This window comes from Pseudomonas sp. ICMP 8385 (genome assembly GCF_002699915.1).
GTDB classification, from domain to species: domain Bacteria; phylum Pseudomonadota; class Gammaproteobacteria; order Pseudomonadales; family Pseudomonadaceae; genus Aquipseudomonas; species Aquipseudomonas gessardii.
Map to the genome: position 1 here is coordinate 194334 of NZ_LKBY01000113.1, position 14763 is coordinate 209096.

At 63.5% G+C, this 14763-nt stretch carries 9 protein-coding genes and 2 riboswitches; of the genes, 4 read left to right on the forward strand and 5 right to left on the reverse strand.

Annotation, left to right across the window (positions count from 1 at the left end; all coding sequences use genetic code 11):
• Positions 1–6: 6 nt before the first annotated feature.
• On the reverse strand, positions 7–3717 hold the full coding sequence (gene metH, locus AO268_RS21330; RefSeq protein WP_099169753.1) for a methionine synthase: 3711 nt from the start codon (positions 3715–3717) through the stop codon (positions 7–9).
• A gap of 165 nt (positions 3718–3882) precedes the next feature.
• On the opposite strand from metH, the gene AO268_RS21335 reads away from it, so the two are divergent.
• Positions 3883–6174, forward strand: coding sequence for a fatty acid cis/trans isomerase (locus tag AO268_RS21335; RefSeq protein ID WP_099169754.1), 2292 nt, complete (start codon positions 3883–3885; stop codon positions 6172–6174).
• 86 nt (positions 6175–6260) lie between these two features.
• Entirely contained in the window at positions 6261–6845 is a 585-nt protein-coding gene (gene nfuA / locus AO268_RS21340; RefSeq protein WP_003190728.1) for a Fe-S biogenesis protein NfuA, read from the forward strand.
• A gap of 204 nt (positions 6846–7049) precedes the next feature.
• On the opposite strand, the gene cobM is transcribed toward nfuA, so the two are convergent.
• From cobM to AO268_RS21360, 4 genes are all read right to left on the reverse strand, one after another.
• Positions 7050–7796 carry a precorrin-4 C(11)-methyltransferase gene (gene cobM / locus AO268_RS21345; RefSeq protein WP_076961080.1) on the reverse strand — a complete coding sequence of 249 codons (747 nt, stop codon included), beginning with the start codon at positions 7794–7796 and terminating at the stop codon, positions 7050–7052.
• 69 nt (positions 7797–7865) lie between these two features.
• Positions 7866–8258: a cobalamin biosynthesis protein gene (locus AO268_RS21350; RefSeq protein ID WP_099169755.1), complete on the reverse strand. Its 393-nt coding sequence runs from the start codon at positions 8256–8258 to the stop codon at positions 7866–7868.
• The gene (locus tag AO268_RS21355) at positions 8255–8956 is read right to left on the reverse strand and encodes a CbtA family protein (RefSeq protein ID WP_099169756.1); all 702 of its coding nucleotides are present in this window, start codon (positions 8954–8956) and stop codon (positions 8255–8257) included. Before AO268_RS21355 ends, AO268_RS21350 begins: the two co-directional genes overlap by 4 nt.
• Before the next feature lie 11 nt (positions 8957–8967).
• Complete coding sequence (locus AO268_RS21360; protein ID WP_099169757.1) at positions 8968–9156, reverse strand: CbtB domain-containing protein; 189 nt, start codon at positions 9154–9156, stop codon at positions 8968–8970.
• Positions 9157–9252: 96 nt separating this feature from the next.
• Positions 9253–9459: riboswitch (cobalamin riboswitch) on the reverse strand.
• Between the two features lie 72 nt (positions 9460–9531).
• A riboswitch (cobalamin riboswitch) is annotated at positions 9532–9731 on the forward strand.
• Positions 9732–9824: 93 nt separating this feature from the next.
• On the opposite strand from AO268_RS21360, the gene cobW reads away from it, so the two are divergent.
• The gene (gene cobW, locus AO268_RS21365; protein WP_099169758.1) at positions 9825–10886 is read left to right on the forward strand and encodes a cobalamin biosynthesis protein CobW; all 1062 of its coding nucleotides are present in this window, start codon (positions 9825–9827) and stop codon (positions 10884–10886) included.
• A gap of 3 nt (positions 10887–10889) precedes the next feature.
• Positions 10890–14651: a cobaltochelatase subunit CobN gene (cobN, locus tag AO268_RS21370; RefSeq protein ID WP_099169759.1), complete on the forward strand. Its 3762-nt coding sequence runs from the start codon at positions 10890–10892 to the stop codon at positions 14649–14651.
• Positions 14652–14763 lie beyond the last annotated feature (112 nt).

Below are 14763 nucleotides of genomic sequence, written 5' to 3' on the forward strand. Positions count from 1 at the left end.
CAACCCTCAGTTGTCGTAACCCAGGTTCGGCGCCAGCCAGCGCTCGGTCACGGCCAGGTCCTGGTCCTTGCGTGCGGTGTAGCTCGTCACCTGGTCCTTGTCGATCTTGCCCACGGCAAAGTACTGCGCCTGCGGGTGGGCGAAGTACCAGCCGCTGACCGCCGCTGCCGGGAACATCGCGTAGTGCTCGGTGAGGAATACACCGCTGCGCCCGGCGTGCATTTCGCGGGCCTCGGGGTCCAGCAGTTGGAACAACTGGGCCTTCTCGGTGTGATCCGGGCACGCCGGGTAGCCGGGGGCAGGGCGGATACCGCTGTACTGCTCCTTGATCAGCGCCTCGTTGTCCAGCTGTTCGTCCCGGGCATAGCCCCAGTGTTCTTTACGCACTTGCTGGTGCAGCCATTCAGCGCAAGCCTCGGCCAGGCGGTCGGCCAGGGCCTTGACCATGATCGAGTTGTAGTCGTCGCCGGCATCCTGGTAAGCCTTGGCCACTTCTTCGGCGCCGATGCCGGCGGTGGTGATAAAACCACCGATGTAGTCGGTCACGCCGCTGTCCTTGGGCGCCACGAAGTCGGCCAGGGAGAAGTTCGGCTTGCCATCGGTCTTGATAATCTGCTGGCGCAGGTGATGCAGCCTGGCAATCGGCTGGCCGTCGTCGCCGTAGACTTCCAGGTCATCGTCCTGCACCTGGTTGGTCGGCCAGAAGCCAAACACCGCACGGGCGCTGATGAGTTGTTCGTCGATCAGCTTGTTGAGCATTTCCTGGGCATCGGCGTACAGCGCGGTGGCCGCTTCACCCACCACCTCATCGCTGAGGATGCGCGGGAACTTGCCGGCCAGGTCCCAAGAGATAAAAAACGGCGTCCAGTCGATGTATTCGGCCAGCACCTTGAGGTCGATATTGTCCAGCACCCTGGCCCCGGTAAACGTCGGCTTGACCGGGGTGTAGGTGCTCCAGTCGAACTGTGGCTTCTTGGCAATGGCCGCCGCGTAGCTCAGGCGCTCGGTGCGGGCGCTGCGGTTGGAGGTGCGCTCACGCACGTCGATGTATTCCAGGCGGGTCTTCTCGACAAAGCCGGCCTTCAGCTCCTTGGACAGCAACTGCGTGGCCACGCCCACCGCGCGCGAGGCGTCGGTGACGTAGATCACTGCGTCGTTGCTGTACTTGGGCTCGATTTTCACCGCCGTGTGCGCCTTGGAGGTGGTGGCGCCACCGATCATCAGCGGCAGGTGGAAGTCCTGGCGCTGCATTTCGCGGGCCACGTGCACCATTTCATCCAGGGACGGCGTAATCAGCCCGGACAGGCCGATGATGTCGCACTTCTGCTCCTTGGCCACCTGCAGGATCTTCTCCGCCGGCACCATCACCCCCAGGTCGACGATGTCGTAGCCGTTGCAACCCAGCACCACGCCGACAATGTTCTTGCCGATATCGTGTACGTCGCCCTTGACCGTCGCCATGAGGATCTTGCCCTTGGCTTCCGGCTTGTCGCCTTTTTCCAGTTCGATAAACGGGATCAAGTGCGCCACGGCCTGCTTCATCACCCGCGCCGATTTCACCACCTGGGGCAGGAACATTTTGCCGGCGCCAAACAGGTCGCCAACGATGTTCATGCCAGACATCAGCGGGCCCTCGATCACCTCGATCGGGCGGGCGAATGACTGCCGGGACTCTTCGGTGTCTTCGACGATATGGGTGGTGATGCCCTTGACCAGCGCGTGTTCCAGGCGCTTGTTTACCGGCCAGCCGCGCCATTCCTCGGTCTCGGCTTCCTTGACGCTGCCATCGCCCTTGTACTTGTCGGCGATGGCGAGGAGGGCGTCGGTGCCTTCCGGGGTGCGGTTGAGCACCACGTCTTCCACGGCATCGCGCAGCTCGGCCGGGATCTGGTCGTAGATCTCCAGTTGGCCGGCGTTGACGATCCCCATGGTCAGGCCGTTGCGGATCGCATACAGCAGGAACACCGAGTGGATCGCCTCGCGCACCGGGTTGTTGCCCCGGAACGAGAACGACACGTTGGACACGCCACCGGAGGTCAGCGCGTACGGCAGCTCATCGCGGATATAGGCGCAGGCGTTGATAAAGTCCACGGCGTAGTTGTTGTGCTCTTCGATACCGGTGGCCACGGCGAAGATATTCGGGTCGAAGATGATGTCTTGCGGCGGGAAGCCCACCTCATTGACCAGGATGTCGTAGGAGCGCTTGCAGATCTCTTTCTTGCGCGCCTCGGTGTCGGCCTGGCCGGCTTCGTCGAACGCCATCACCACCACGGCGGCGCCGTAGCGCTTGCACAGCTTGGCGTGATGGATGAACTGCTCGACCCCTTCCTTCATGCTGATGGAGTTGACGATGCCCTTGCCCTGGATGCACTTGAGGCCGGCTTCGATCACTTCCCACTTGGAGGAGTCGATCATGATCGGCACACGGGAGATATCCGGCTCGCCGGCAATCAGATTGAGGAAGGTCACCATGGCCTTCTTCGAGTCGAGCATGCCCTCGTCCATGTTGATATCGATCACCTGGGCGCCGGCTTCCACCTGCTGCAGGGCCACTTCCAGGGCTTCGGTGTAGTTGTCCTCGCGGATCAGCCGGGCGAACTTGGCGGAGCCGGTGATGTTGGTGCGTTCGCCGACGTTGACGAACAACGACTGGCGATCGATGGTGAACGGCTCCAGGCCCGACAGGCGGCAGGCCTTGGGGATGTCCGGGATCGGGCGCGGCGCGTAGCCGGCCACGGCCTTGGCGATGGCCTCGATATGCCCCGGCGTGGTGCCGCAGCAGCCGCCGACGATATTGAGGAAGCCGCTCTGGGCAAATTCTTCGATGACCTTGGCGGTTTGCGTCGGCAACTCGTCGTACTCGCCGAACTCGTTGGGCAGGCCGGCGTTGGGGTGTGCGGACACGTAGGTGTCGGCCTTGTTCGACAGCTCTTCGAGGTACGGCCGCAGTTCACGGGCGCCCAGGGCGCAGTTCAAACCCACGGAAATCGGCTTGGCGTGGCTGATGGAATTCCAGAACGCTTCGGTGGTCTGGCCCGATAGGGTCCGGCCGGAGGCGTCGGTGATGGTGCCGGAAATCATGATCGGCAACTCGACCCCCAGTGCTTCGTACACCCCTTGCACGGCAAAGATCGCGGCCTTGGCGTTGAGGGTGTCGAAGATGGTTTCGATGAGGATCATGTCCGCACCGCCTTCGATCAGGCCTTGGGTGGCCTCGGTGTAGTTCTCCACCAGTTCATCGAAGGTGACGTTGCGGTAGCCGGGGTTGTTCACGTCGGGCGACAGCGAGCAGGTGCGGCTGGTGGGGCCCAGCACGCCGGCGACAAAACGCGGCTTGTCCGGGGTCTCCAGGGTCTTGGCATCGGCGACCCGGCGGGCCAGGCGTGCGCCTTCCAGGTTCAGCTCGTAGGCCAGCGCCTCCATGCCGTAGTCGGCCTGGGACACCTGGGTGGCGTTGAAGGTGTTGGTTTCGAGGATATCGGCACCGGCATCCAGGTACGCTTTCTCGATCCCGCCGATCACGTCCGGGCGGCTCAGGATCAACAGGTCGTTGTTGCCCTTGACGTCGCTGGGCCAGTCGGCGAAGCGTTTGCCACGGTAGTCTTCTTCCTCCAGCTTGTAGCTCTGGATCATCGTGCCCATGCCGCCATCGAGGATCAGGATGCGTTCCTTGAGGGCTTGATGGAGGGCTTGCAGGCGAGTGCTACGATCGGACATGGGACTACTCTAATCAGGCATTACGGAGGGCCTGGATCATAGCAAACCTGTGCGCTTTTGGAGCATGTTCGGGTTTTGCATGAATATCGCTCATGTTGAAGGGGCGTTGACACCGGTAGAATCGGCGCAATTTTTCAGCGCACGCATTGAATCGGGACCGGATCCATGTCACTTCGCCTCATTACCAGCGCCGCCCTGGCCCTGGTCGCCTGTATTGCACAGGCCAACGGACCCGCCCCGGCGCTTTCCTATACCCGTGACATCCAGCCCATCTTCACCGAGAAATGCGTGGCCTGCCATGCCTGCTATGACTCGGCCTGCCAGCTCAACCTGGGCAGTGGCGAGGGGGCGGCACGCGGCGCGAGCAAGGTGGCGGTGTATGACGGCGAGCGCAGCCAGGCGGCGCAGCCGACCCGGCTGTTTTATGACGCCTTTGGCCAGGCCGCCTGGCAGCGCCAGGGGTTTGCCTCGGTCCTGGATGCCCAGGGCACCCAGGCCGGGCTGATGGCGCGCATGCTGGAACTGGGCCACACAACCCCCTTGGCGCCCAATGCCAAGCTGCCCGAGGAGATCGTGCTGGGCCTGAACCGCGAGAACATGTGCCCGCTGCCGGGGGAATTCGACGCCTACGCCGGCGCGCACCCCAAGGAAGGCATGCCCCTGGCCGTCACCGGCCTGACCGACCAGCAGTACCAGACCCTGCAACGCTGGCTGGCCTCCGGCGCGCCGATTGACCAGCAAGGCCTGGCGCCCAGCGCCCAGGAAGCCTTGCAGGTACAGCAATGGGAAAACCTGCTGAACCAGCCCGGCGCCCGGGAAAGCCTGGTGGCGCGCTGGTTGTTCGAGCATCTGTTCCTGGCCCATATCTATTTCGAGGGGGGTGAGCCGGGGCATTATTTCCAGTGGGTACGCTCGCGTACGCCCAGCGGCCAGCCCATCGACCTGATCAACACCCGGCGCCCCAATGATGACCCGGGCACCCAGGTCTACTACCGCCTGTGGCCGGTCCAAGGGGTGATCGTGCACAAAACCCATATCACGTACCCATTCAGCGCGGCGAAAATGGCGCGGATCAAGGCGCTGTTCTACAGCGGTGACTGGCAGGCCGTGGCGCTGCCGGGCTACGGCCCTGGCCACCGGGCCAACCCGTTTGAAACCTTCGAGGCGATCCCGGCCAAGGCGCGCTACCAGTTCATGCTGGATAACGCCGAATACTTCGTGCGCACCTTTATCCGCGGGCCGGTGTGCCGGGGGCAGATTGCTACGGATGTGATCCGCGACAACTTCTGGACCCTGTTCCAGGACCCGGAGCACGACCTGTACATCACCGATGCGCGCTATCGCGGCCAGGCTACGCCGCTGCTGGCGATGCCGGGGCAGAACGATGATGTGGGCAGTGTGCTCGGCCTGTGGCTCAAATACCGCGACAAACGCAATGAATACGAGGCTCTGCGCCGCGACAGCTACGCTGACCTGCCGCCGCCGGGCTGGTCGAGCCTGTGGGCCGGCAATGACAATGCCTTGCTGAGCATCTTCCGCCATTTTGACAGCGCCTCGGTGAGCAAGGGCCTGATTGGCGAGGTGCCACAAACCTTGTGGCTGTTCGATTACCCGTTGCTGGAGCGCACCTACTACCAACTGGCGGTCAACTTTGACGTGTTTGGCAATGTCTCGCACCAGGCCCAGACCCGCCTGTATTTCGACCTGATCCGCAATGGCGCCGAACAGAACTTCCTGCGCCTGATGCCGGCGGATTCGCGCGATGGATACCTCGATGACTGGTACCAGAACAGCGGCAAGGTCAAGCTGTGGCTGGACTATGAGGCCATCGACAATGACAAGCCCACTGGCCTGAAACTGGATGATAAGGACCCCAAACGCGATTTTGCCAACCAACTGCTGGCCCGTTATGGTGGCTTGAATGCCAGCCCGGACCCGATCAACCGATGCATCAGCGCCTATTGCTCGCGTCCCGGTCTCGACCCGCAACTGCGCGATGCCGAACAGACCCTCAGCCGCCTGACCTCCAGGCCGGCGGCCGGGCTCAAGGTCATCGAACAATTGCCGGAAGCCACTATGCTGCGCATCCAGACCCGCAGCGGCCAGCGCGAGGTCTACAGCCTGCTGCGCAACCGCGCCCACAGTAACGTGGCGTTTATGCTGGGCGAGGCTTATCGCTATCAACCGGGCCTGGATACCCTGACCATCTACCCGGGCGTGCTCAGCAGCTACCCCAACTTTATCTTCAATGTACCGGCCGAGGATGTGCCTGAGTTCGTCGAGGACATGGAGCTGGCCAGGGATGCCAAGCGTTTTGAGCGGATTGTCGAGCGCTGGGGCATTCGCCGCAGTCACCCGCAGTTCTGGGTGTATTTCCACGATTTGTCGCAGTACCTGCGCGAAACCACGCCGGTGGAAGAGGGTGTGCTGGATATGAACCGCTACGAGAACCTGTAGCAGTGGATTTGCCTGACAAAAATACTAGGACTTTGTACCGCCGAGGCGATTGGCGTAAACTGCCGACAAGCCTGTGAGGAGTTCCCATGACTGCCATAACCATTACCGACGCCGCCCACGATTACCTGGCTGATCTGCTGTCCAAGCAGAACACCCCGGGCATCGGCATCCGCGTCTTCATTACCCAGCCTGGCACCCAGTACGCCGAGACGTGCATTGCCTACTGCAAGCCGGGGGAAGAGAAGCCTGAAGACACCGCTCTGGGGCTCAAGAGCTTCACCGCGTACATCGATGCCTTCAGCGAGGCCTTCCTTGACGACGCCGTGGTCGACTACGCCACCGATCGCATGGGCGGCCAACTGACCATCAAGGCGCCCAACGCCAAGGTGCCGAACGTCAATGCCGACAGCCCGGTCAACGAGCGCATCAACTACTACCTGCAGACCGAGATCAACCCGGGCCTGGCCAGCCATGGCGGCCAGGTCAGCCTGATCGACGTGGTGGACGATGGCATCGCCGTGCTCAAGTTCGGTGGCGGCTGCCAGGGCTGCGGCCAGGCTGACGTGACCCTGCGCGAAGGGATCGAGCGCACGTTGCTGGAGCGGATTCCCGAGCTCAAGGGCGTACGTGACGTGACTGACCATACGCAGAAAGAAAACGCCTACTACTAAGGTGTTCGCTGCAAACAAAAAACGGCGCCCCGTGAGCGCCGTTTTTTATTGATTTAAATTAATGAGTTACACGAACTATCTAACAAAAAAAATTAACTGTGGGAGCTGGCTTGCCTGCGATAGCGGTGTGCCAGGCGACTTAGCTATCGACTGTTTCACCGCTATCGCAGGCAAGCCAGCTCCCACAGGTTGTCCTGCGTAGGGTCAGGGGCGGTAGAGGTGGGCATGCCCCGCCCGATACAGCGAAGACTCGCTGAAGCTGTCACTGGCCAGCACCCGGCCCACCAGAATCAACGCCGTGCGCCTGAACCCCTTGGCTGCCACTTTCCCGGCAATATCCGCCAAAGTCCCCAGGGCCCAATCCTGATCCGGCCACGTCGCCCGGTGCACCACGGCAATCGGGCAATCGGCACCATAATGCGGCAGCAGTTCGGCGACGATTTTCTCCAGGTGATTGACCCCCAGGTGCACGGCCATGGTGGTGCCATGGCTGGCCAGGCTGGCGAATGCCTCACCGGCGGGCATCGTGGTTTTGTCCGCATAACGGGTCAGGATCACGCTTTGGGCGATATCCGGCAGGGTCAATTCAGTTTCCAGCAACGCGGCACAAGCGGCCACCGCCGTGACCCCGGGAATGATCTGGAAGGGGATCCCCAGCGCGCGCAAATGGCGGATTTGCTCGCCAATCGCCCCATACAGGCTCGGATCGCCGGAATGTACCCGCGCCACGTCCTGGCCTTTTGCATGGGCGACCTTGATCAAGCCAATGATTTGCTCCAGGTTCAGTTCGGCGCTGTTGACCACCTGTTCGGCCCGATGTCCTTCGAGTACGGCAGCCGGCACCAGGGAGCCCGCGTAGAGGATCACCGGGCAATGGCGGATCAGCCGCTGGCCCTTGACGGTGATCAGTTCCGGGTCGCCGGGGCCGGCGCCGATGAAGAAGACGGTCATGGAAAAATCCTGTGCAAAAGCGGACGAGCATGAGCACGGCTCATGATCGAGAAGGGCAATTATCGGACTTTAGCCAGCGCAGGCCAACGCAAACGTGGCCCTGGCGGCTTTTTTGCGGGGGATCAGCAGTCGGGCAGGGGCATTGGCTAGCTGTTCTGCCAAGGCCAAAGCGGCACTTTCGGCAATGCCGTAGCACCCTGTATGGGCGAAGGCCACATTCGACCTGTGGCTCAAGCGCCCTTCGTAATCGAGCAGTTGTTGTGCATCAAAGCACTGCAATGGCAGATTCAGGGCCTTGGCCAGGGCGATCATGCCCGGTTCATCGCGCTTGTGGGCAATACTGGCCAAGGCGCTTACCTGGCCGGGGTCGATACCGGCCTCGGCCAGGGCGCTGCCGAACAGTTCCAGCAGAGCCTCAACCTGACAGCCACGCTGACAACCCAGGCCGACCGTCAGGATCATGCTGCGTATTGAACGTCGCGATTGCGGCGAAACAACCAAGCGCTGATCAGGCCCAACGCCAGCCAGAACGCAACGTTGGTCAGTTGCGAAGCGATCTTGAACTGCGCTTCCAGAGCTTGCGGGGCGAGCATCGAGTGCACTTCGGGCTGTGGCGCGCCAATCACATGGGGTACGGCCAGGATCGCGACGCCAAGGATCTTCAGCAACCAGTTGCGGCCAAACACAATCAGCGCAATGCCGGCAGCAGTGGAGGCTGCCGTGCCGATCCACCAGACCTGCCGTTGCGCCAGGTCCGCCGCCGCCGTGCCGGGCAGCTCAGGCGGCAACCCCAGGGTCGGCGCCAGCACAAACGTGGCGTAGCCGGCCAGGCCCCAGAGCAGGCCCTGGGCAGTACGGGTCGGCGCGCGCAGGGTGTAGAGGCCGGCGAGCATCAGGGCAAAACCTACGGCGACCACCAGGTTAGCGCCGGTGGTGGACAGCAGGCGCTGCCAGCCGTCTTCCGGCGCCCAGGCTTCGGCGTCGTGGCTGTGGGCCGCAGTGCCTGGAGCATGCTCATGCACCTCGGTCACTACCGGGGCGTTTTCAAAGGTTTCCGCCTGCAGAATCAACGGGGCCACCCAGAAACTTTGCAGCAGGGTCAGCAACAGGGCGGCCAGCAGGCCGGTGAACCCTGCGGTTTGCGCAATACGCTTGATCATGGCAGCAGGCCTCAATGGCACGGGAAGGCGGCGCTGTGGCGCGTATCGTGGGCGGCGTTGTGCACCGCCTCGATATGGGAGAACCCGGCGAAATACACCAGGCACGCACCGAGGATCGACGCGCCGATGGCGGCGGTCAGGCGTTGGCTCAAGGTGGCGTTGGTGCTGGCGGTGTGTGAGGTGCTGCTGATGATCGACATGGCACGTCCCTTTCGAGTGGCAGGGTGACACGAGCGCATGAAAACCCCGCGAGCCGGGCCCGCAGGGTTCTGAACAGCGCCCGCCCACCGCGGGTTTGTTATCTGATGGTTCGGGCCGGTCTCCGGGCTTGCGAGGGGGCTCTTTCGAGACCTGGAAAGCATCGCCTTCCCATGCCAAAAGCACAGTGGCTGTGACGCTTCGCTCGCTTACCGTTGCGGGGGCAGCACCGGACTGTCATGCAGGCATGAGTCACCGGTTTCCCGTTTCACCCTGTAAAGGGCACCCGAAACAAGATGTGTAGGAGAGCATGGGCGCGGGATGGCCGTCAATCCAAGCCGCGACCGCTTTTCAATTGACCCGTCCTCATGCACTGCGTAGCCTTGCACCTTCGAGGTTCTTCGACCCCGGTCGAAGCTAAGAAGGGAACGCGGTCCAAGCCGCGGCTGCCCCCGCAACTGTAAAGGGTTTATCTGACTGCCACGCCACTGCCAATACGGTGGGAAGGCGCAGCCAGCGCCAGCCGCAAGGCCGGCAAGCCCCAAGCCAGGAGACCTGCCTCGTCACCGATTTTCCATTTCAACCGGGCGGGGTGATCCGGTGACGAATCCTGCACCTGCGCGCCGCCGCAGGGCCAGTCGTCCCGTATGCCCGCCCCACAGGGCATCCGATGAAAACACTGGCCAAACTCCCCGTCACTATCGTCACCGGCTTCCTCGGCTCGGGCAAAACCACCTTGCTGCGCCATATGCTGGACAACGCCCAGGGCCGCCGCATTGCGGTGATCGTCAACGAGTTCGGTGAGCTGGGTATCGACGGCGAGATCCTCAAGCAGTGCTCCATCGGTTGCACCGAAGAAGAAGCCAGCGGCCGCGTGTATGAACTGGCCAACGGCTGCCTGTGCTGCACCGTGCAGGAAGAGTTCTTCCCGGTGATGCGTGAACTGGTGGCGCGCCGTGGCGACCTTGACCATATCCTCATTGAAACCTCTGGCCTGGCCCTGCCCAAGCCGCTGGTCCAGGCCTTCCAGTGGCCGGAAATCCGTAGCGCCTGCACGGTTGACGCGGTGATCACCGTGGTCGACAGCCCGGCCGTGGCCGCTGGCACCTTCGCCGCGTTCCCGGACCAGGTCGACGCCCAGCGCAAGCTGGACCCGAACCTGGACCACGAATCGCCGCTGCACGAGCTGTTTGCCGATCAACTGGCCAGCGCCGACCTGGTGATCCTCAATAAAACCGACCTGATCAGCGCCGAAGACCTGGCCCGTGTACGCCTGGAAGTCGCCGAAGAACTGCCGCCCGCGGTGAAAATCGTCGAAGCCAGCAGCGGCCGCCTGCCCCTGGATGTGTTGATTGGCCTGGGCGCCGGTTCCGAGGAGCATATCGACGGGCGCCACAGCCATCACGATCACCACCACAAAGGTGAGGACGATCACGATCACGATGCGTTTGATTCCATCTCCATCGACCTGCCACAGGCTGACGAAGCGCTGCTGCTCGACGCCTTGACCCAGTTGGTGGTGCAGCACGGCATCCTGCGGGTCAAAGGCTTCGCGGCGATCCCCAACAAGCCGATGCGCCTGCTGATCCAGGGCGTGGGCACGCGTTTTGACAAACACTTCGACCGTGCCTGGAGCGCTGACGAAGCACGCATCACGCGCCTGGTGCTGATCGGCCAGGACCTGGACGCAGCAGGCCTCGAAGCGCAATTGCGCGCTGCGCTCAGCGTTTAACCCGTGCACCTGCTCAGGACCCAGCCCGGAGGTTTCGTCTCCGATGACAATATCGCCGACCTTGGGCAAACCCCCGCCGAGCTGGTGATCCTGTGCAGCGGCGATTCGAGCCTGGCGTTGCTGGCCGAAGCGGCGCAGCAACTGCCCGACGACTACCCGAGCCTGCGCCTGGCCAACCCGATGCAGGTGCAGAACCATGCCTCGGTGGACCTGTATGTGGACGAGGTGCTGCGCCACGCCAAGGTCATCCTGATTTCCCTGCACGGCGGCATCGCTTATTGGCGTTATGGTATCCAGCGCCTGGTGGAGCTGGCCGGGCAGGGCGTGCAGTTGATCCTGGTGCCGGGGGACGATCGCCCCGATCCCGAACTCAGCAGCTTGAGCAGCGTCAGCGCCGAAGAGCGCGACCGCCTGTGGCACTTTCTGCGCCAGGGCGGGCTGGGGAATGCGCTGGATTTCTATCGCTGCCTGGCCAGTAGCTACCTGGGCCGCGATTACCCGTGGGCCGAGCCGCAAACCCTGCCGCGCACGGCGATCTATCACCCGCACAAGGCCAATGCGCGCCTCAATGACTGGCAGGCAGACTGGAACGCCGGGTGGCCGGTGGCGGCGGTGCTGTTCTATCGCTCGCACTTGCAGGCGGCCAATACCGGTTTTATCGATGTGTTCTGCCAGCGCTTGCAGGCGGCGGGCCTTAACCCGCTGCCGATAGCGCTGGCCAGTTTGAAAGAGCCCGGCTGCCTGACGGTGGTCGAGGACCTGCTGGATGAGGTGCAGGCGGCGGTGATTCTGAACACCACCGGCTTTGCCCAATCCAGCCCCGAAGCGCCCCATCTGCGGCCGTTTCGCCGCAATATCCCGGTGATCCAGGCCATCTGTGCCCAGGACAACCAGCCCGGCTGGGAAGCCAGCGAGCAGGGCCTGGGCCCGCGCGACCTGGCGATGCATATCGCCTTGCCGGAACTGGACGGGCGCATCATCAGCCGCCCGATCAGCTTCAAGGACCTGGCCTGGCGCAGCGAGCGCAGCCAGTCGGATGTGGTGTGCTACCGCGCAGCCCCCGAACGCATGGACTTCGTGGCCGAACTGGCGCGGCGCTGGGTCGAGCTGGCACGGGTGCCCAATGCTGACAAGCGCATCGCCCTGATCCTCGCCAACTACCCGACCCGCGATGGGCGCATCGGTAACGGCGTGGGCCTGGATACCCCGGCCGCCGCCTTGAATATCCTGCGCGCCCTGCAAGCCGAAGGTTATCCGCTGCCGCCAACACTGCCAGACAGCGGCACCGCCTTGATCCACGAACTGCTCGGCGGTGTGACCAACGACCTCGACAGTCTCGACCTGCGCCCCTGCCACCAAAGCCTGGGCCTGGACGATTACCAGGTAATGTTCAACCGTTTGCCCGAAGCCAACCGCCAGGCTGTATTGGAGCGCTGGGGCACGCCCCATAACGATCCGATGTGCCGCGACGGGCGCATGATGATCGCCGGCCTGCGTCTGGGCCTGACCTTTGTCGGCATTCAGCCGGCACGGGGTTACCAGGTGGATGCCAGTGCGGTGTACCACGACCCGGACCTGGTGCCGCCCCATGCCTACCTGGCGTTCTATTTCTGGCTGCGCCATACCTACGGCGCCCATGGCGTGATCCATGTGGGCAAGCACGGCAACCTGGAATGGCTGCCGGGCAAAGGCGTCGGGCTGTCCGAAAATTGCTGGCCGGATGCGCTGCTGGGACCGCTGCCCAATATCTACCCGTTTATCGTCAACGACCCGGGCGAGGGGGCCCAGGCCAAGCGCCGCACCCAGGCGGTGATCATCGACCACTTGATGCCGCCGCTGACCCGCGCCGAGACCTATGGCCCGCTGCGTAACCTTGAGGTGTTGGCCGATGAGTATTACGAGGCGCAGTTGCTCGACCCGCGCCGCGCCCTGGAGCTGCAAAAGGACATCCTCAAGCTGGTGCGCGAAACCCGTATCGATCAAGAGCTGGAACTGGATAGCGAGGCCGACGCTGCCGTGTGGCTGCCGCGCCTGGACACCTACCTGTGTGACCTGAAGGAATCGCAGATCCGTGACGGCCTGCATATCTTTGGCGAATCGCCCGAAGGCCGCCTGCGTATCGACACCTTGTTGGCCCTGCTGCGCATCCCGCGTGGCGACGGGCGCGGCCCGCAATCAAGCCTGCTGCGCGTGTTGGCCAAGGCCTTCGAGCTGGGCTTTGACCCGCTGGACTGCGCCCTGGCCGAACCCTGGACCGGGCGCCGCCCCGAGGTCTTGCAAAAACTCGACGGGCAGCTGTGGCGCACCGCCGGCGATACCCGCGAGCGCCTGGAGCTGTATGCAGCACGGTTGATCGAGCAGGCGCTGGAAGGGCCGCTCGAACAGCTTGAAGAGCCCGGCTGGGAGGAGGTGAAATCAGTGATCGAAAGCCTGCGCATCGTCGTCGCGCCACGCCTGGATGCCTGCGGCCCGGCGGAAATGCGCGGTTTGCTGGATGCTCTGGACGGTCGTTTCGTACCGGCCGGCCCCAGCGGTGCGCCGAGCCGTGGGCGCCTTGATGTGCTGCCGACCGGGCGTAATTTCTTCAGCGTCGATGTGCGCAACCTGCCCACCACCACCGCCTGGCGGATCGGCTTCCAGTCCGCCAACCTGATGCTTGAGCGGCACTTGCAGGACCATGGTGACCATCTGCGCCAGCTCGGGCTTTCGGTGTGGGGCACCGCGACCATGCGCACCGGCGGTGACGATATCGCCCAGGCCATGGCGCTGATGGGCGTGCGCCCGGTGTGGGCCACGGGCAGCCAGCGGGTCGATGACTTTGAAATCCTGCCCATCAGCCTGCTGGACCGCCCACGGGTTGACGTCACGCTGCGGGTGTCGGGGTTCTTCCGCGATGCTTTTGCCAACCTGATCCGCCTGTTCGATGCCGCCGTGCAAGCGGTAGCGGCGCTGGATGAGCCGGACGACCTGAACCCGCTGGCCGCCAAGGTGCGTAGCGAGCGCGAGGCGTTGCGCAAGGCTGGGCTGGATGAAGAGGCGGCGGCCAGGCAGGCCGGCTGGCGTATTTTCGGGGCCAAGCCCGGGGCCTATGGCGCGGGGGTGCAGGGCGCAATCGACGGTCGCCTGTGGCAAAGCCGCGCAGACCTGGCCGAGGTCTACCTCAATTGGGGCGGCTACGCCTATGGTGGCTCTGATGAAGGCACTGCGGCCCGTGAACAGTTCGCCCAGCGCCTGAGCCAGGTGCAGGCCGTGTTGCAGAACCAGGACAACCGCGAGCACGACCTGCTCGACTCCAATGACTACTATCAATTCCAGGGTGGCATGCTCGCGGCCGTGGAAACCCTCAGTGGCAGCAAGGCTGCCAGCTATCATGGCGATCACAGCCAGCCGGACCTGCCGAAGATCCGCACGCTGAAGGAAGAGCTGAACCGGGTGATCCGCTCCCGCGCGGCCAATCCCAAGTGGATCGAAGGGGTCAAGCGCCACGGCTACAAAGGCGCGTTCGAGATGGCGGCAACGGTGGACAATCTGTTTGCCTTTGACGCTACTACTGCGCTGATCGACGATCACCAATATGCACTGCTGGCCGATGCCTACCTGCTCGACCCCGACACCCGGGCGTTTGTGCAACAGCACAACCCCGCTGCCCTGCGTGACATGACCGAGCGCATGCTCGAAGCCCAGCAGCGCGGTATGTGGCAGGCGCCGGGGGCGTACCGCGAGGCCTTGGAGAACCTGTTGCTGGACATAGAAGAAGACAGTTGATGCTGATCGTTCCCACGCTCTGCGTGGTAACGCAGCCCGTGACGCTCGGCGTCACACGAGCGGACGCAGAGCGTCCAGTGAGGCGTTCCCACGCGGGAGCGTGGGAACGAGC